The organism is Dyella thiooxydans (genome assembly GCF_001641285.1).
Lineage (GTDB): Bacteria > Pseudomonadota > Gammaproteobacteria > Xanthomonadales > Rhodanobacteraceae > Dyella_A > Dyella_A thiooxydans.
The window spans coordinates 349,087-367,065 of the sequence record NZ_CP014841.1 but is presented as its reverse complement, the minus strand read 5'-3'; the positions used below and the strand labels follow the sequence as shown (position 1 = coordinate 367,065).

Annotated in this window: 17 protein-coding genes; 7 read left to right on the top strand and 10 right to left on the bottom strand. The window is 68.9% G+C overall.

Annotated elements, in window-relative coordinates:
• Positions 1 to 19: 19 nt before the first annotated feature.
• The 9 genes from ATSB10_RS01605 to prmB all read right to left on the bottom strand — a co-directional run bounded on the left by ATSB10_RS01605 (position 20) and on the right by prmB (position 9,674).
• A complete protein-coding gene (locus ATSB10_RS01605) occupies positions 20 to 1,054 on the bottom strand; it encodes a cupin-like domain-containing protein (RefSeq protein WP_063670124.1) in 1,035 nt (344 codons plus the stop codon).
• Positions 1,051 to 1,662 (bottom strand): phosphoribosylanthranilate isomerase, encoded by a 612-nt coding sequence (locus ATSB10_RS01600; RefSeq protein ID WP_063670123.1) that lies wholly within the window; start codon positions 1,660 to 1,662, stop codon positions 1,051 to 1,053. Before ATSB10_RS01600 ends, ATSB10_RS01605 begins: the two co-directional genes overlap by 4 nt.
• A gap of 26 nt (positions 1,663 to 1,688) precedes the next feature.
• On the bottom strand, positions 1,689 to 2,456 hold the full coding sequence (gene truA / locus ATSB10_RS01595; RefSeq protein WP_063670122.1) for a tRNA pseudouridine(38-40) synthase TruA: 768 nt from the start codon (positions 2,454 to 2,456) through the stop codon (positions 1,689 to 1,691).
• Positions 2,457 to 2,562: 106 nt separating this feature from the next.
• A complete protein-coding gene (locus ATSB10_RS01590; RefSeq protein ID WP_236886469.1) occupies positions 2,563 to 4,857 on the bottom strand; it encodes a motility hub landmark protein FimV in 2,295 nt (764 codons plus the stop codon).
• A 173-nt stretch (positions 4,858 to 5,030) separates the two neighbouring features.
• The gene (locus tag ATSB10_RS01585) at positions 5,031 to 5,333 is read right to left on the bottom strand and encodes a hypothetical protein (protein WP_157468976.1); all 303 of its coding nucleotides are present in this window, start codon (positions 5,331 to 5,333) and stop codon (positions 5,031 to 5,033) included.
• Positions 5,334 to 5,345: 12 nt separating this feature from the next.
• Positions 5,346 to 6,374 carry an aspartate-semialdehyde dehydrogenase gene (locus ATSB10_RS01580; RefSeq protein WP_063670119.1) on the bottom strand — a complete coding sequence of 343 codons (1,029 nt, stop codon included), beginning with the start codon at positions 6,372 to 6,374 and terminating at the stop codon, positions 5,346 to 5,348.
• A gap of 123 nt (positions 6,375 to 6,497) precedes the next feature.
• Positions 6,498 to 7,517 (bottom strand): 2-hydroxyacid dehydrogenase, encoded by a 1,020-nt coding sequence (locus tag ATSB10_RS01575; RefSeq protein ID WP_083966035.1) that lies wholly within the window; start codon positions 7,515 to 7,517, stop codon positions 6,498 to 6,500.
• A gap of 44 nt (positions 7,518 to 7,561) precedes the next feature.
• Positions 7,562 to 8,650 carry a chorismate synthase gene (aroC, locus tag ATSB10_RS01570; protein ID WP_063670118.1) on the bottom strand — a complete coding sequence of 363 codons (1,089 nt, stop codon included), beginning with the start codon at positions 8,648 to 8,650 and terminating at the stop codon, positions 7,562 to 7,564.
• A 103-nt stretch (positions 8,651 to 8,753) separates the two neighbouring features.
• Positions 8,754 to 9,674 (bottom strand): 50S ribosomal protein L3 N(5)-glutamine methyltransferase, encoded by a 921-nt coding sequence (gene prmB, locus ATSB10_RS01565; protein ID WP_063670117.1) that lies wholly within the window; start codon positions 9,672 to 9,674, stop codon positions 8,754 to 8,756.
• 63 nt (positions 9,675 to 9,737) lie between these two features.
• On the opposite strand from prmB, the gene asd reads away from it, so the two are divergent.
• Together asd and ATSB10_RS01555 are read left to right on the top strand one after the other, a co-directional pair.
• Positions 9,738 to 10,574: an archaetidylserine decarboxylase gene (gene asd, locus ATSB10_RS01560; RefSeq protein ID WP_063670116.1), complete on the top strand. Its 837-nt coding sequence runs from the start codon at positions 9,738 to 9,740 to the stop codon at positions 10,572 to 10,574.
• A 134-nt stretch (positions 10,575 to 10,708) separates the two neighbouring features.
• Positions 10,709 to 11,155 (top strand): hypothetical protein, encoded by a 447-nt coding sequence (locus tag ATSB10_RS01555; RefSeq protein WP_063670115.1) that lies wholly within the window; start codon positions 10,709 to 10,711, stop codon positions 11,153 to 11,155.
• A 3-nt stretch (positions 11,156 to 11,158) separates the two neighbouring features.
• Here the strand turns inward: ATSB10_RS01555 and ATSB10_RS01550 are convergent, their stop codons facing one another.
• Positions 11,159 to 12,637 carry a transglycosylase SLT domain-containing protein gene (locus tag ATSB10_RS01550; protein WP_063670114.1) on the bottom strand — a complete coding sequence of 493 codons (1,479 nt, stop codon included), beginning with the start codon at positions 12,635 to 12,637 and terminating at the stop codon, positions 11,159 to 11,161.
• A gap of 109 nt (positions 12,638 to 12,746) precedes the next feature.
• Here ATSB10_RS01550 and ATSB10_RS01545 point away from each other — a divergent pair, with 109 nt between their 5' ends.
• The 5 genes from ATSB10_RS01545 (at position 12,747) to ATSB10_RS01525 (ending at position 17,875) form a co-directional block, all read left to right on the top strand.
• Positions 12,747 to 14,249: a helicase HerA-like domain-containing protein gene (locus tag ATSB10_RS01545; protein WP_063670113.1), complete on the top strand. Its 1,503-nt coding sequence runs from the start codon at positions 12,747 to 12,749 to the stop codon at positions 14,247 to 14,249.
• Positions 14,246 to 15,511, top strand: a complete 1,266-nt coding sequence (locus ATSB10_RS01540) for a hypothetical protein (protein WP_083966034.1) — start codon at positions 14,246 to 14,248, stop codon at positions 15,509 to 15,511. The genes ATSB10_RS01545 and ATSB10_RS01540 overlap by 4 nt, the downstream gene beginning before the upstream one ends.
• Entirely contained in the window at positions 15,508 to 16,023 is a 516-nt protein-coding gene (gene greB / locus ATSB10_RS01535; protein WP_063670112.1) for a transcription elongation factor GreB, read from the top strand. The genes ATSB10_RS01540 and greB overlap by 4 nt, the downstream gene beginning before the upstream one ends.
• Before the next feature lie 80 nt (positions 16,024 to 16,103).
• Positions 16,104 to 17,096, top strand: coding sequence for an OmpA family protein (locus tag ATSB10_RS01530; RefSeq protein WP_063670111.1), 993 nt, complete (start codon positions 16,104 to 16,106; stop codon positions 17,094 to 17,096).
• 140 nt (positions 17,097 to 17,236) lie between these two features.
• Positions 17,237 to 17,875, top strand: a complete 639-nt coding sequence (locus tag ATSB10_RS01525; protein ID WP_063670110.1) for a peroxiredoxin-like family protein — start codon at positions 17,237 to 17,239, stop codon at positions 17,873 to 17,875.
• Positions 17,876 to 17,979 lie beyond the last annotated feature (104 nt).

Below are 17,979 nucleotides of genomic sequence, written 5' to 3'. Positions count from 1 at the left end.
GGCTGCATGACGCCCGGGCTTACAGATTCTGCCGCGCGCCTTCCTTCAGCTTCTCCACGATCTCTGGTGTCTGTGGCCCCAACACGCCACGCCGCTGCTCGGGAATGTGCGCCGCGACGTCTTCATCGCCGAATACGTAGTAGTCCAGCATCCGGCGCCACTGTTCGCGTTCCGCCGCCGGCAGTTCGCGGAAAGCCAGCAGGCAATGGAACAGTGCGGCGCGCCCGTGGCCGGAGTTGTAGCCAGGCGCGTCCGTCGAGTTCCACCAGTAGTTCATCAGGGCATTGAGCCGTTGCAGCGACTCCACGTTGTGCCACCACAGCGACGGGATGTAGATCGCGTCGCCAGGGTGCAGCTCGGCCACCTGCGCCGAGGCCAGCGCCTGTTTCAGTCGCGGGTAGCGCGGATCGTCGGGACGGTCCAGCCGCGCCATGCTGATCGCCGCGCCGGTCGGCGCGAAGTCCAGCGGACCGATGTAGAGGTTGGGCAGTTGTTCCGGCGGAAACAGGGTGAAGCGCCGCGCGCCGCACAGCACGCAGGCGATGTTGCGCATCGAGTCGAAATGGGTGGGCGTGGTGGCCTTGTTGCCCACCCACAGGCGCGGCTCCACCGCAGGATCGAGAAACGGCAGGCGATGGTCTTCCAGCAGCCCGGGCAGGCAGTCGCGCACGCGCGCGCTCTGGATCACCAGCGCCGGCGCGTGCTCTCGCCGGCTGTAGCTGGCCAGCCGCTGCAGACCCAGGGTGACCGGCACCTTGAAGTGCTGGTAGTTCATCTGGCCCAGATCCGCCGAATAGCCGACGATGCCGTCGGCTTCCGGTGCCACCATCAGGGTGCTGACGTCGGCGCCGTTGTCCAGCTCGGCCAGGCGTTGCGCGAAGGCGGTGTCCGACTGCAGCGCGAGCTTCACGATCGGCCAGTCGCGCACCAGCCCGCGGATCGCCAGCGGACGTTCCCGGCCGAGCAGGATGCCTGGATCGAACGGATGATCCGCATCGACCCGGACTTCCTCCATCGCGGCCGGTGCCGGCGCCGTGCTGGAAACATGACTCATGACGCTGCCCCTCCTCGGTCCACGGCGCGCACCGCCGCGATGAAGTCCTTCAGCCGCTGCGGATCCTTGATGCCGGGCGAGGCCTCGATGCCGCTGGCCACGTCCACCGCCCACGGCCGAGCCACGCGGATCGCCTCGCCGACATTGCCCGCGTGCAGGCCGCCGGCCAGCAGCAGCGGCTGCGGCAGGTCGGCCGGCATCAGCGACCAGTCGAACGCCTTGCCGCTGCCGCCGGGCTCGCCCAGGCCGTGGCCGTCGAGCAACAGGCCGGATGCACGCGGGTAGTCACGCAGGCGCGGCAGTGCCGCGGCGCCCTCGCCCATGGCGACGGCCTTCAGGTACGGACGCCCGAACTGCGCGCACCACGCGTCGCTCTCGTTGCCATGGAACTGCAGCAGATCCGGCTGCACCTGCTCGATCACCGCGCGCACGGTCTCGGCGCTGTCGTCCATCAGCAGCGCCACGGTGGTCACGAACGGCGGCATCGCGGCGACGATCGCCCGTGCCTGCGCCAGCTCGACCCGGCGCTTGCTGCGCGCGGTGATCACCACGCCGATCGCATCGGCGCCGAGCTCGGCGGCGAGCCGTGCGTCCTCGACGCGGGTCATCCCGCAGCACTTGATCCGTGTCCGCCTCACTGGCTCACCTCCGCCGGCAGGCCCCAAAGCGCCTCGTAGCGTGGACCGATGAATGTGAGTCCCGACGACGGCGCGGTCGGACCGGCGACCTCGCGGTTGCGGCCGGCCAACAGCTCACCCATCCAATCGATGGGCTGTTCACCGCGGCCGATCGGCAGCAGCGAACCGACGATGTTGCGCACCATGTGGTGCAGGAAGGCGTTGGCCTCGATCTCCACGATCACCTGCTCGTCCTCGCGACGTACCGACACGGCGAGCACCTCGCGCCGCGCGTGGGCGGCCTGGCAGGCGATCGCGCGGAAGGCGGTGAAATCGTGCTCGCCGACCAGCGCCTGCGCGGCCTCGTGCATGCGCGCGGCGTCGAGCGGATGGCGCTCCCAGGTCACGTAGCGCGCATCCAGCGCCGCCCGCACCGGCCGGTTGAGGATGCGGTAGCAGTAGCGCCGGCTGCGCGCGGAAAAGCGGGCGTGGAATTCGTCGGAAACCTCCTGCGCCCACAGCACCGCCACCGAGGTCGGCAGGTTGGAACAGGCCCCCAGCACCCAGCCGCGCGGATCGCGTCGGACGTCGGTATCGAAATGCACCACCTGGCAACGGCCATGCACCCCGGCATCGGTGCGACCTGCGCAGGTCACGTCGACCGGCTGCGCGGCAACGAACGACAGCGCCTTCTCCAGCGCGCCCTGCACGCTGTCCCGATGGCTCAGCCGCTGCCAGCCGGAGAAGTCGGTGCCGTCGTATTCGATGCCCAGGGCAATGCGCATGCGGGAGGGAAGCTGCGGTCAAACGGGCGCCGAGCATAGCAGCCGGCAAGAAAAAGCCCGGACCGACGCAGGGTCGATCCGGGCTCGGGTCACGCGGGCGAACCGGTCAGGCGATGCCGTCGAGCAGGCGTCGCGCGGTATCGCGCTGCATCTGCGTGCCCTCGGCCAGCACTTCCTCCAGCATGGCGCGGGCGCCATCGGCGTCGCCCATGTCGAGGTAGGCGCGGGCCAGGTCGAGCTTGGTGTCGATCGGATCGTCGCTGAACTCGCCCATCTCGAAGTCGCCACCGCCCTCGGACGGCTGCCATGCCGGCAGTTCGTCCGCCTCGCCGGCCGGAGCCGCTGCCGGTTCATTGGCGAGCGAATCCAGCGACAGGCTCTCGTCCATGGTGCCGAGCGGATGCTCTTCAGCCTGCTCGCCCGGCTCCTCGTGGTGCCCGGCATCGACCTGCGCACCGGGGCGGGGAGTGAGGTTGAAGTCGAAGTGGTACTCGCTGATCTTGGACGGGCCGGACGGCATCGGCGGCGGTACCGGGGCGCCCTCGTGCAGGTCTTCGGCCGGCTCGTCGAGGTTGAAGCCGCCCAGCGGGGCGCGCTCGGACTCGGGCACAGATGTGTCCACACCGGCGAACAGCGGGTGGCCCGGCACCAGATCCTCGCCCATCGCCGCCACGTCCTGCCATTCGGACTGCTGCGGATCGCTGATGTGTGCGTACATCGCCTCCGCGGCAGCCTCGAAATGCTCCACGTCACGACGGTGGTAGTACAGGCTGACCAGCTCCAGGTGCAGGCTGATGTCATCGGGGTGCTCGGCAAGCTGATCGAGCAGCTCGTCCTGGTCGGGATCGCTGCTGCCGCTGTCATCCAGCGGAGGCACCGAGCCGAAGCGGTCGGCCAGCGAGGACGTGCTCTTGGCCGGAGCCTTGCTGCGCCGGCCGCGCAGGAGGAGGAGCAGCAGCAGCACGATGGCACCGCCACCGGCCGCCCACGCCCACGCCCAGGTCTGCATGTACCAGGGCTCTTCGGTCGCCACGGGCCTGGGCGCAACCTTCGCCGGCACGGGCTTTGTTGCCGGCTTCTCCACGGGCTTGGCGACCGGCGCGCTCGCCTGCGGCCTGGCTGCGGACGGCACGCTCGCGGCGGAAGCGGGAGCGCCGGCGGTGGATGCCGACACCGGAGCTGCGCTGCCAGCAGGGGCCGTCGATGCCGAAGCCGGCTGCAGCGGCGCCGTCGCCTGAGCCGGCTTGGCGACACTGGCCATGGTCGCAGGCGCGGACATGGGCGCCGGAGCCGGGGCGGCGACCGGCTCACTCGCCGGGGCGCCATTGCGGGCTTCGGCCAGCTTGCGCTGCAACTCGGCGATCTCGCTGTCCTTGAGTGCCAGCAGACGCTGGTTCTTGCCGTTGATGTCTTCCAGATCCTTCAGGCGCGAGCGGAGATCGGCACTCTGCTGCTGCAGGTTGGCCACGCTCTCCTGGCTCTGCTGCAGATCCCGACGCAGGTCGGCGGCCTTGCCGCCGCCAGCGCTGGCACCCTTGCTGCCCTTGGCGGACGGTAGCAACTCGAGATGGTCGCTGGCCTTGGTCGCAGGCGCCGTCGGCGAGCTCGAAGCCGAAGCCCGGGTGCCGGCGTCGGCCACGTTGGTCGGCGCAGAGACGGTGCCCGCGCGCCAGTCGCTGTTCTGCCGACGCACTTCGGCCATCGCCGCGGCGATCGAGGTGGCGCGGGCCTCCTCGGCGCTGGGCACGCGCAACACGGCGCCGCGCTTGAGCGCGTTGATGTTGTCGCGATAGAACGCGTCCGGATTGGACTGCTTCAACGCCAGCAGCATCTGGTTCAGGTCGACACCGTCCGGCCGCACCTTGGCGGCGATGGCCGACAGCGTCTGTCCGCTCTGTACCGGACCGATCTGACCGTTCGCAGCCACCTGCGGCGCGGCAGCGGGAGCAGGCGCGGCAGCCCGGGACGGCGCCTTGCGGGACGGCGCCGGGGCGCGGGTGGCCGGCGGGGCCGATGCCATGCCCGGCGGATCGAGCAGGATGGTGTATTCGCGCAGGCTCTTGCCGGAGGCGTTGTCCACCTCGACCAGCAGATCGAGGTAGGGATCGTTGATCGCCTCGGTACTGGTGATACGGATCAGCTTGGTGCCGTGCGGGCCATTGACGATGGCGAAACTCAGCGGAACCGAGGTCCGGCCGTCGGTAATGCCGGCGCGCATGAAATCCGCGTCCGAAGCCAGCTTGGCGCTGAGATTGCGCAGATCCCCCGCCCCCTCGGGCGTCACCGGGATTTCCGCCACCAGCGGCTGTCCCAGCGCCGATTTCACCTGGATCTGGCCCAGCTCGAGCGCTGCCGCCTGGCTGCTCCCCAGCGCCAGCGCCAGCATCAAAGACAGTTTCAACGAACGATTCATCGCGTTTCCCCCGGACTCCCCGTGACGCTTAACCCGGTGGCCGCAAGCTGCGACTACCGCCTGAATGACGCGCCACTTTAGTTATATGCCAGCCAATCAACAATAGGCGCGGCGACCACTTGCACGATGTTTCTGCGCCAGCTTCTCATTATTGTGCCCGATCAGGGGCCGGTGGCGACCGCGTCATCGGACACTCCGGCCGCCTTGAGCTCGCGATGCAGGCGTTCCAGCGCCTGGTCCTGCTCGCGCAGCCGCTGGCTCGCCTGGCGGCTGCGCGCCTCCTGCTCGGCCACCCGGTGCTTCAGCCGGGCGACCTCGGCAGCATGGCTGGCCTCTGCCTGATGGGCCTTGGCCAGACTGGCCTTCCCCGCATCATGCGGCGGCGATACGCCCGAGGCCGCCGCCACTCCCGCGGACAGCAGGCCGCCGAAGACCAGCGAAAACATCGGACCCGGACGCATCATCGATCCACCCTCTTACAGATAGTCCCGGACCAGCAGCTCGGCCACCTGAACGGCATTGAGCGCTGCGCCCTTGCGGATGTTGTCGGACACGACCCACAGGTCCAGTCCGTGCTCGTGCGAGATGTCCTCGCGGATGCGGCCGACGTAGACCGGATCCTTGCCGGCCGCGTCGCCCACCGGGGTCGGGTAGCCGCCGGCCTTGCGCTCGTCGATCACCACCACGCCCTCGGCCTGCTCCAGCAGCGCCCGCGCCTGCTCGGCGGTGATCTTGTCGCGGGTCTCGATGTGCACGGCCTCGGAGTGGCCGAAGAACACCGGCACGCGCACCGCGGTCGGGTTTACCTGGATCGACGCGTCCTCGAGGATCTTGCGCGTCTCCCAGACCATCTTCATCTCTTCCTTGGTGTAGCCGTTGGCCTGGAACTCGTCGATGTGCGGGATCACGTTGAACGCGATCTGCTTGGGGAACTTGCCCGGCTCCACGTCCTGGAAGTTGAGCAGGGCCGCGGTCTGCCTGCCCAGCTCCTCCAGGCCCGAGCGGCCGGCGCCGGACACCGACTGGTAGGTCGCCACGTTGATCCGCTCGATGCCCACCGCCCGGTGGATCGGCGCCAGCGCCACCAGCATGCCCATGGTCGAGCAGTTCGGGTTGGCGATGATGTTGCGCACGGTGTAATCGGCGATGGCGTGCGGATTGACCTCGCTGACCACCAGCGGGATGTCGTCCTGGTAACGGAACTCCGAGGTGTTGTCGATCACCACCGCGCCGGCCGCCGCGGCGCGCGGTGCATGCTCGCGGCTGACCGAGCCACCCGCCGAGAAGAAGGCGATGTCGACGCCGGCGAAGTCATAGTCGGCCAGGTTCTGCACGGTGACTTTCTTGCCGGCGAACTCGACCTGGCCTCCGGCCGAGCGTTCGCTCGCCAGCGGCACCAGCTCGCTCACCGGGAAATCCCGCTCGGCCAGGATCGACAGCAGGGTTTCGCCCACCGCGCCGGTCGCACCGACCATCGCCACCTTGTAACTGCTCTTCTTGCTCATGATTGGTCTGTCTGCCAGGAAAGTCCTAAAAGGCCGCCGGGCCAATGACGTTCCCGCATTCGCGGGAATCTAGCCGGGGCGGAACGCAACTCAAATGCACCAACTGCGCGGCCGTGAAACGGGTCACGCTTTACCGCCACGCTCCCTCATCGCCAGCACGCGGGGGTTGATCGGTGCCGGCGGCCGGCCAGCCCCGGGGCCCACACCCAGGCCAGCCAGCACATTGTCCACGGCCAGCCCGGCCATGTTGCGGCGGGTATCGGCGCTGGCGCTGCCCAGGTGCGGGCTGAGCACCACCTGCTCGAGCGCCAGCAGGTCCGGATGGACCACAGGCTCGTCCTCGAACACGTCCAGGCCTGCCGCGGCCAGCCGTCCCTCGCGCAACGCCGCCGCCAGCGCGGCCTCGTCGACCAGACCGCCGCGGGCGATGTTCACCAGCACGCTGCCCTGCTTCATCGACGCCAGCTCGGCGGCACCGATGATGTGATGGTTCTCCGCGGTGTACGGCAGCACCAGCACCAGGTGGTCCGACTCCCGCAACAGCGAAGCTTTATCCACCCAGTGCGCCGCGCATCCATGCTCGACCAGCTCCGGCAGGCGGCTCCGGTTGTGGTACAGCACGCGCATGTCGAAGCCGCCGGCGCGGCGCGCGATCGCCTGTCCGATCCGGCCCATACCGAGTATGCCGAGCGTCTTGCCGTGCAGGTCCACGCCGAGCCAGTCGTCGAAGCGCATCGCGCCACGCCACCGCCCCGCGCGCAGCCAGCGCTCGGCGGCACCGACCCTTCGGGCAGCCGCCAGCAACAACGCCCAGGCATAGTCGGCGGTGGTCTCGTTGAGCACTTCCGGCGTATTGCAGGCGAGCACGCCGGCCTTCGTCAGCGCCTCGACATCGAGGTTGTTGTAGCCCACGGCGAGATTCGAGATCACCTTGAGGCGATGATTACCGGCGAGCGTCGCGGCATCGACCCGGTCGGCCAGGCCGATGATCGCGCCATCCACCGCGGCCAGGCGCTGCTTCAGCTCCTGCGCGTCATGGACCCGCTCCACCGCCTCGGCGTCGATGTCCACGTACTGCTCGAGCCGCGCCAGCACGTCGGCGAACAGTGGCCGCGACACCCACACCTTGAGACGTTTGCTCATGCCGGAAGCCTGATCGAGGAGCGGCGCGCATGGCGCGCAGCCGCTCAGGGAATGCGGGGAAGCACCGTGCCGACATCGCCGCACTGGGCACGGTGGCGCAGGGCCTGATCCATCAGCACCAGGGCCAGCATGGCCTCGACGATGGGCGTGGCGCGGATCCCGACACAGGGATCGTGGCGCCCCTTGGTCACCACCTCCACCGGCTCGCCGGCAAGGTTCACGCTGGCCCCGGGGACGAGGATGCTGGAGGTCGGCTTGAAGGCCACCGAGACGACCACCGGCTGACCGGTACTGATTCCGCCGAGGATGCCACCGGCATGATTGGACGTAAAGCCGTCCAAACGAATTTCGTCGCGATGCTGCGTGCCGCGCTGGGAGACGGCGGCGAAGCCGTCACCGATCTCCACACCCTTCACCGCGTTGATCGACATCATCGCCGCGGCCAGCTCGCCATCGAGCTTGCCGTAGATCGGCTCGCCCCAGCCCGGCGGCACACCCTCGGCGATCGCGGTGACCCGCGCCCCCACCGAGTCGCCGGACTTGCGCAGCGCATCCATGTAGGCCTCCAGCTCCGGCACCTGGGCGGCGTCCGGCCAGAAGAACGGGTTCTGCTCGACCACGTCCAGATCGATGGCGGCCGGCACGATCCCGCCCAGCTGGGACAGGTAGCCTCGCACGCGCACGCCGTGCCGCTCGCCCAGCCATTTCCTGGCGATCACGCCTGCCGCCACGCGCATGGTGGTCTCGCGCGCCGAGGAGCGTCCGCCACCGCGCGGATCGCGGATGCCGTATTTCTGCCAGTAGGTGTAGTCGGCGTGACCGGGGCGGAAGGTCTCGACGATGTTGCCGTAGTCCTTGCTGCGCTGGTCGGTGTTGCGGATCAGCAGCGCGATTGGCGTGCCGGTAGTGCGCCCCTCGTAGACCCCGGACAGGATCTCGATGTCGTCGTCCTCGCGTCGCTGCGAAGTGTGCCGGGTACGGCCGGTGGCGCGACGCTCCAGATCCGCGCGGAAGTCCTCCGGGGCGATCGCGAGCCCGGGCGGGCAGCCATCCACGACGCAGCCGATGGCCGGGCCGTGGCTTTCGCCGAAGGTGGTGACGGTGAAGAGCTTGCCGAAGGAGTTGCTGGACACGGGCGCTACCGCTGGAAAGAAGGTGCAAGGGCCGGGTCGCCCGGCCTCATGTTGCACTGCATCTTGCCACAGCCGGCGGCCCTGGCGGCCGCCCGCAAACCGGTCAGCGACGGGCCTGGGCCACGGCGCGGATCGCTTCGGCGTGCTCGATCAGGTCGCGGCGCTCCAGCGCGAACACGCCCATCGCGCCGACCTTGAACTCGATCCACACGAACGGCACCTGCGGCAGCAGCTCGGCCAGCGCCCGCTCGCTCTCGCCCACCTCGACGATCAGCAGACCGTCCTCGGTGAGGTAATCGGCGGCCTCGTCGAGCATGCGCAGGCACAGGTCCAGCCCGTCCTCGCCCGAGGTCAGCCCAAGCTTCGGCTCGTGGCTGTACTCGCCTGGCAGCGCGGCGTACTCGTCCTCGGTGACGTAGGGCGGGTTGGAGACGATCAGGTCGTAGCGCCGCCCGGCCAGGCCGGCGAACAGGTCGGACTGGATCGCCTCGACCCGCCCTTCCACGTGCTGGAACACGATGTTCTCGCGCGCCAGCGACAGCGCTTCCAGGCTTATGTCGACGATGTCGACCTGCCAGTCGGGGTTGTACTCGGCCATGGCAATGCCGATGCAGCCCGAACCGGTGCACACGTCCAGCGCACGCTCCACGTGGCGATGATCCAGCCACGGCGCGAACCCGGACTCGATCAGCTCGGCGATCGGCGAGCGCGGCACCAGCGCGCGGCGATCGCTCTTGAACTTCAGCCCGGCGAACCAGGCCTCGCCCACCAGATAGGCCACCGGCACGCGCTCGTTGACGCGGCGCTCGATCAGGCCGAGCACGCGCTCGCGCTCCTCGGCCACCAGCTTGCCCGCACCGTAGGCCGGCGGCAGGTCAGGCGGCAGGTGCAGCGCGGCGAGCACCAGATGGGTGGCCTCGTCGATCGGGTTGTCGTGGCTGTGACCGAAGGTCAGCCCGGCCGCCGAGAAGCGGCTGGCGCCGTAGCGGATGAAGTCGATGATGGTGGACAGTTCGGCGGTCATGGCGCATTCCGGGCAGCATGGGCGAGCCGGCCATTATAGGTGCCCGGCCTCTATACTGGCCGGATGACTTTCAAGGTATTCCTGCAGTACATCCTGCCGCACCGCGCCTTGTCGCGGGTGGTCTACTGGGCCACCCGCTGGACTTTCCGCCCGTGGAAGGACTGGCTGATCGGCACCATCGTGCGCAACTACCAGGTCGACATGGCCGAGGCGGCGCAGCCGGACCCGCGCGCCTACGAGCACTTCAACGCCTTCTTCACCCGTGTGCTGAAGCCCGGCGCGCGCCAGCCCGACCCGGACCCCGCCACGGTGCTGTGCCCGGCCGACGGCCGCATCAGCCAGGCCGGCGCGATCGAGGACGGCCGCATCTTCCAGGCCAAGGGGCAGTCGTTCACCGCCGCCGAACTACTGGGCGACGACGACTCGGCCAAGCCGTACCGCAACGGCCGCTTCGTCACCGTCTACCTGTCCCCACGCGACTATCACCGCGTGCACATGCCGCTGACCGGCACCCTGCGCGAGACCGTGCACATCCCCGGCCGCATCTTCAGCGTGGCGCCGTTCGCGGTGGAGGCGATCCCACGCCTGTTTGCCCGCAACGAACGACTGGTCTGCCACTTCGACGGCGAGCACGGCCCGTTCGCCGTGGTGATGGTCGGAGCGGTGCTGGTCTCCTCCGTCTCCACCGTCTGGGACGGACTGGTGATCCCTCCCTATGCCTCGGATATCCGCCGCAAGTCCTTCTCCGGACAGGACATCCGGCTCGAGCGCTTTGCCGAGATGGGGCGCTTCAACATGGGCTCGACGGTGATCCTGCTGCTCCCCCCGGGCACGGCCGAATGGGACCCGCTCACCTCCCAGCAGCCCGTGAAGGTGGGCCAGCGCCTCGGGCACGGGTGACGCAAAACGGCAGCTGGCGCACATATTCGTGACCATGCGCGGCAGTTTGTGACCACGACCGTACAAAACTGACGCGAGCCCGAGTATTCTCGTGTACAGCGTATGAACACGCTGCCGCCGTGCCCGAGAGTCCCATGCGCCTGCTCACCCAGCTCATCGCCCTGAACCGCGCCCGCCAGCTCAATCGCCAGCTGCGTGACATCCAGCAGGCCATCCAGGGACTGTCGCGGCACAACCGCATGCGCCTGGGCACGCTCGCCCTGCGCGAGATCGGCCAGGCCACCCGCTGCGATTTCCCGCACCTCTACGGCACTCCGCCGGAGGAACGCTACCTGCCATGGGGCCAGGGCACCGAGATCGGCTACACGCGGGCGCGCTCGGAAAACGTCGAGATCGCCATCCGCGGCATCGCACTGTGGCTGGCCGTGGCCTATCACGAGACCAAGGACGCCCAGCTCGGCGGCCTGCAGGCCGTCTATCGCCAGCTGATGCGCCAGTTGCGCGAGCTGAAGGAGATGCGCCAGACAGCACCCGCTGGCGACACGGGCCACGGCTGGACCGGCGAGGCTGCCGCGGCCTGAACCTCAGCGGCGCCGGCAGTCCGGGATCTGCAATACCTGCCCGGGCTTGATCCGGTGACCGTGCAGCTCGTTCGCCTCCACCACGTCCCGCACGCTGGAACAGCGCATCCGGTGCACGATGCCGATCAGCGTGTCTCCCGAGCGCACGCGGTAATGCCGCGTGGGGCCGTGGCGCTGCTGCTTTGCCGGTGAGGGGTCGACCGCCGGCTTGGGCACCACCGCATCGTGCAGGTCGCTGGCGAGGATCGGCCACGGGCCGTCCACACAGCGCGCCGCGTAGGCCCGCTCCAGCGCCTTGGGCAAAGCCAGCGCTGTGCCCGCCGGCTGCTCCGCCTCGGGATCCATCCGCGGGTTGAGGTTGCGCAGGGTGCGGAACCAGCCGCCCGGCAGGTTCGCCGTATTGCCCAGGCAGACGGTCAGCTCCGACAGCGATGCCGGACGCTTGAGCACCACCTGCCCCGGCCGGCCATCCACCTTCGGGAAATGCAGGTTGTAGCTGTCCGGGTGCAGGAACAGCCAGGCTGCAGCCAACACCGCCGGCACGTAGTCGCGGGTCTCCTGCGACAGCTCGTCGTACACCGACGGATCGTAGAAGCTCACTCCGGGCCGATCGCCGGCGATGCGGCGCATGCGACCCTCGCCCGCGTTGTAGGCGGCCAGGGTGAGTTCGAGGTTGTTGTTGAAGGCACCGAGCTGCTCGTTGAGATACTCGGCGTTGGCGCGCGCCGCCTGCTTCGGGTCGAAGCGCGTGTCGAAGCCGTTGTCCGTGCCCAGCCCGAAACGCAGCCCGGTGGAGTACATGAACTGCAGCGGCCCGGCCGCGCCCGAGCGCGATACCGCATGCACCTTGCCGCCGGATTCCTTGGCCATGATGCCGAACAGCAGCGCTTCCGGCAGGTCGGCCTTCTGGTATTGCGGCCACATCTCGAAGCGCATGTACTGGTAATTGACCCAGGCATCCATCAGGTTCGGGCGCCACTGGGTCAGCCACATCTCCAGCGCCGCCTTGACCGGACCGTTCATCGCGATCAGTTCGGACAGCTTCTGGCCGTGCAGCAGCGTCACCGAGCGGCGCGCCTGCGGCAGGCTGGCCGCTCCGGTCGCCAGGCCGTCCGGCCCACCCGACTCGCCTGCGGTATCCAGCCCGTCGACCCCGATGTCGCTGCCGTCCTTCAGCCGCAGCAGGCGGTCATAGACGGCGTAGAACCGCTGGGGATCGCAGCCGCTCGCGACATCGCAACCGGCTGCCGCCTGCTTCAGCTGGTCGAGCGCGGCGGCGAGGGTCTTCTCCGAGCCGGCCTCGTCGCCCGCCCGGGCCTGGCGCAGCGCGTTCTCGTAGCCCTGGCTGGCCGTGTCCAACTGACTGTAAAGCGCATTGAGCGAGGGAGATGCCGGTGCCTTGTCCGGGGCGCTGGCGCAACCGGCCAGCGAAACAGCGACAGCGAACGACAGCGAACGTAACAACGGGACACGCACGGACATGAGGCAGATCGGCAAGGACGAAACCGCCACAGTAGCCGTGTGTGCCCGCTGACTCAATGAAGCCGCTCACGCTGGGTAGAATCGGCCCATTCCCAGGGAGCGAGAACCCATGAGCCAGATCCTGATCGGCCGCAACGACACGACCGGCGTCAGCCTCGACCCGCGCTACGGCAACCGGCACGGCATGATCGCTGGCGCCACCGGCACCGGGAAGTCGGTCTCGCTGATGGTGCTGGCCGAGGGCTTCTCCCGGCTTGGCGTGCCCTGTTTCCTGGCCGACGCCAAGGGCGACCTCGCCGGCCTGGCGATGGCCGCCGGCGAACCGGGCGACAAGCTCAAGGCCCGGCTGGAGAAACTCCGGCTCACCGACTGGAAGCCGCAGGCCAACCCGGTGGTGTTCTGGGACCTGTACGGCAAGCTCGGCCACCCCGTGCGCGCCACCATCAGCGAGATGGGGCCCACCCTGCTCGGCCGCGTGCTGGAGCTCAACGATACCCAGCAGGGCGTGCTCGAAGTGGTGTTCAAGGTGGCCGACGACCAGGGCCTGCTGCTGCTCGACCTGGCCGACCTGCGCAGCATGCTCGGCTTCGCCAGCGAGAACGCCAAGACCATTTCCGCCCAGTATGGGCTGATCAGCCCGACCAGCATCGCCGCGATCCAGCGCGCCCTGCTCAAACTGGAGCAGGACGGCGCCGACCAGTTCTTCGGCGAGCCGGCGCTGGACCTCACCGACCTGATCCGCCAGGACATGAGCGGTCGCGGCGTGATCAACGTGCTGGCCGCCGACCAGCTGATCATGAAGCCCAGGCTCTACTCCACCTTCCTGCTGTGGCTGCTGTCGGAGCTGTTCGAGCAGCTTCCGGAAGTGGGCGATCTGGACCAGCCCAAGCTGGTGTTCTTCTTCGACGAGGCGCATCTGCTGTTCGACGACTGCCCGCCCGCCCTGCGCCAGCGCGTGGAGCAAGTAGTGCGACTGATCCGCTCCAAGGGCGTGGGCGTGTATTTCTGTTCGCAGAATCCGGACGACGTGCCGGGCGAGATCCTCGGCCAGCTCGGCAACCGGGTGCAGCATGCGCTGCGTGCCTTCACCCCACGCGACCAGAAAGCGGTGAAGGCTGCCGCCGAAACCTTCGTCGCCAACCCGAAGCTGGACGTGGTGCAGGCGATCACCCAGCTCGGCGTAGGCGAGGCGCTGGCCTCCACCCTTGGAAGCGGCGGCGTACCGGCGCCGGTCGAACAGGTGCTGGTGACCACGCCGTGCTGCCGCATCGGCGCGATCACCGCCGAAGAACGCCAGACCGTGCGCATGCGCTCGCCAGTGGGCGGGAAGTACGACACCCCGGTGAACCGTGAATCGGCCGCCGAAAAGCTCGCCGCCCGCGCCCAGGACAAGGCTGCCGATGCCGACCAGGTCGCCACCAGCGCCCCGTCCACCGCCGGCACGCCCGGCTCGGCCTGGGGCGAGGCGGTGCACGATGCGCTGTTCGGCACCAAGCGCCGCCAGGGCATGATCGAGGCGCTGGGCAAGTCGGCCGTGCGCACCATGGGCAACCAGCTGGGCCGGCAGATCCTGCGCGGCGTGCTGGGCGGCATTTTCGGCGGCAAGCGTTGAAGCCAGCGCACGTCCGTATCCGCACGGTCGACCCGGCCACGCCGCTGGGCGAGCGCTTCGCCACGGGGCTCGGTTATCCGTTGCGCGGCGCGGCCCTACCCACCCTGGTCGGCCTGGCGCTGGTCCACTACCTCGGCCTGCTGCCGCTGTTCCTCGGCACGGCAGCCAGCCTGCTGGTGTGGGGCGCCACCTGGCGCTATGCCGCCGAGTGCATGCTGCATACCGCGAACGGCTTCGCCGACCCGCCGGACGTCGGGTTGGGCGACAGCGACCGCGCGGCGTGGGGGCTGACCGCCGTGCACGTGCTGGCGGCCGTCGCCTGTGTGGCAGTCCCGCTGTACTCGCCCGGGCTGTTCTGGCCCACCCTGCTGGCCGTGGCGCTGGTACTGCCGGCGATCGACATGGCACTGGCCTTCGACGGCAGCCTGCCGCTGGCGCTCAATCCGCTGCACTGGGGCGAGATCATCCGACGCTTCGGCTGGACCTATCTGCTGCCGGTCGGCATCAACGTGGCTGTGGGCATCCTGGCGGTACTGGCCTCGCTGGTCAGTGCACGGCTGCCGCGCCTGCTGTCGCTGCCGCTGTTCGCGTTCGCCTGCACCTACCTGATCGTGCTCGGCTTCCACCTGATGGGCGCGATGATCCACCGTCGGCACGAACATTTCGGCCTGACGCCGGAGGCCGAAGTGATCACCGAGGCACTGGGCGGCCACGACGACCAGCGGCTGCTCGACCAAGTCCGCGAACTGGCCACGAACGATCCGATGGCGGCGACGCGGCTGCTGGTCCCCCGCCTGCAGGACCGCGAGGCACCGGCCGAACTGCACCAGGCCTACCGCGACCTGCTGCGCCGCCAGCGGCTCAACGACGCGCTGCTGGTGCACGGACAGATCCGCATCGCCGCACTGATGGCGAACAACGAACCGCGCAAGGCGCTGGGCATGGTGCAGGACTGCATGACGATCGACCCCGACTTTCTGCCGGACGATCCCGGCAATGCCGGCGCGCTGGCCGAGACTGCCTCGCGCAGCGGCATGCGCCGGATGGCGCTCAAGCTCTGTCGCGGCTGGCTGGCACGCTGGCCGCGCGACGGGCGCGCGCCCACCGTCGCCCTGCTCGCGGCGCGCGAACTCGAAGCCGAGGGCCAGGCGATGGAGGCCGCCGTACTGCTCGGGCGCATCGCCAGCGCCTGGACCGACCACCCGCAGCACGGCGAGCTGCTCGCCCGCATCCAGCAACTGCATTCCGGAACCCGCGCATGAGCCGTTGGCGCCCCCCTTCGCCGTCGTCGACGGCCATCATCACGCGCGCCGGCTTCGAGCGCCTGAAGGCCGAACTCGACCACCTCTGGCACACCCTGCGCCCCGAAGTGGTCAAGGCGCTGGCCGCCGCCGCCGCCGAGGGCGATCGCTCGGAAAACGCCGAGTACACCTACCGCAAGAAGCAGCTCGGCGAGATCGACCGCCGCGCGCGCTATCTCAGCAAGCGCATCCCTTCGCTGAAGGTGGCCGAGGGCGCGCCGGCCGACCGCGACGCGGTGTTCTTCGGCGCCACGATCGAACTGGAGAACGTCGACAGCGGCGAGATCCTGCGCTACCGCATCGTCGGACCGGACGAGACCGACGCGAAACTCGGCTGGATCAGCATCGACTCACCGCTGGCCCGCGCGGCGATGAAGAAGCGCGTGGACGACGAGTTCTCCGCCACGCTGCCCGGCGGCGAAACCCGCTTTGCCGTGGTTGCCGTCCGCTACGAAGGCGGCACCACCGATTGAATCGACCCATCGGCAACGGAACGAGCCGCATGGATCGGCAATGACCCATCGTTCCATCTCACTCGCAAGGATTCGCACATTTGAAACCGCTTCGCCTCTTCCTCTGCTCTGCCGCCCTGGCTCTGGCCGCAACGGCAGCGGCGCACGCACAAGATCTGCCCGGCCACGATCTCGCCGGCAGCCACGATCATCCGCTGGTATCACGTTTCGCCGGCTCGGTGATCACCGGTTACCAGACGGTCGACTACGACCGGATGCTGCTGCCCTTGGGCAAGACCGTCGATGACAACCTGGTGCAATCGGAGTCGGTCGAGGGACGCATTACGCGCATCGCCTATGTGGCCCCGGCCGGCAAGAGCACGTTGGAAATCTTCCGCAACTTCCAGGCCGCGCTGCAATCGGCCGGCTTCGCGACCCGGTTCAAGTGCGAGGGCGATACCAGCTGCGGCGACGGCTACTATCTTGCCAGCGCCCTGCTGGACCCGGTTCGGGAGGGCATGAGAACGGAGGACGCCAGCCTGTTGGCGCCAAACCTGGAGCCAAGCAATGACGACGTGGATGTGTTGACTGCCCACTTGTCCCGTCCGCAAGGTGATATCGATCTGGTCCTGCTGGTGGCCAAGGCTGACAACAGACTGCCCGGCATCTTTCTGGAGATCTGCGAGCACAAGCCGATGGCCACGGGCGAGGTCAGCGTGGATGCCAAAGCCATGGATGATGGCCTGACCAGCACTGGCCACGTGGCGCTTTACGGCCTGCACTTCGCCAACGACAGCGCCGCGATCGACCCCTCGTCGAAAGCCACGCTGGACGAGATGGCCAAGCTGCTGGCCGGACATCCCGCGCTCAAGGTCTACATCGTCGGCCATACCGACGACACGGGGTCCGCGGCGCACAACCTGGCGCTGTCGCAGCAACGCGCGCAGAGCGTGGTGAAGGCGCTGGTAAACGACTACCACGTCGCCGCCGCGCGCCTCACCGCCGAGGGTGTGGCCTCGTGGGCACCGGTGGCCAGCAATGCCAGCGAGGCCGGGCGCGCGCGCAATCGCCGCGTCGAGCTGGTCGCGCAGTAACCACGGATGCGAGGGCGGAATCCCCGTCGCCCTCGCTCTCCCGTGCACGAGCGGCCAGGCCGGACGTATTGCCACATGGGCGGCGTATCCGGCAGAGCTGTTCCAGCGAATGGCCAGTACATACCCGCCGGGACCCGCCCATGCTCCGCCTTCTCCCGTCCGCCCTGCTCCTGCTCGGCACCACCACGGTCTTCGCCGGTGAACTGGCCGCAGCCCCCGAGCAGGTGCACCCGATCCTGCTCGGCTCCAGGCTGCCGCAGGTGCCGCTGCGCACGCTGGACGGCCAGCCCACCACGCTGCACGACCAGGTCGGCGGCAGGCCGGCGATCCTGGTGTTCTACCGCGGTGGCTGGTGTCCCTACTGCAACCTGCAGCTGAGCCGGCTGCGGCTGATCCAGCAGGACGTCGAGGCATTGGGCTACCGCATCCTCGCGATCAGCCCGGATCGCCCGGAGGAGCTGCGCAAGACCCTGGGCAAGGACAGGCTGGGCTACACCCTGCTGTCGGACAGCCCGGCCAACGCGCTGAAGGCCTTCGGCATCGGCTACCGGGTCGATGCGAAGCTGCTGGCGCAGTACCAGGGTTATGGCGTCGACCTGAAAGCGGCGACCGGCGAGGCGCAGCCGGTGCTGCCGGTGCCCTCGGTGTTCATCGTCGACGGCCACGGCGAACTGCAATTCAGCTACTCGCATCCCGACTACCGTGTGCGCATCCCCGCCTCGGTAGTGCTCGCCGCGGCGAAGGCGATTGCACGACAGGACCAGGTCGAGCATCCCTGAGCCGCGGCACTCCTGCCGATGCCTCACGGATCGACGCGGCGGCGCTTGGCCGGGCCGGGTACGGAGGAGCACAATCGCGCCAGCGCCCCGAATGGAGTCAGCCG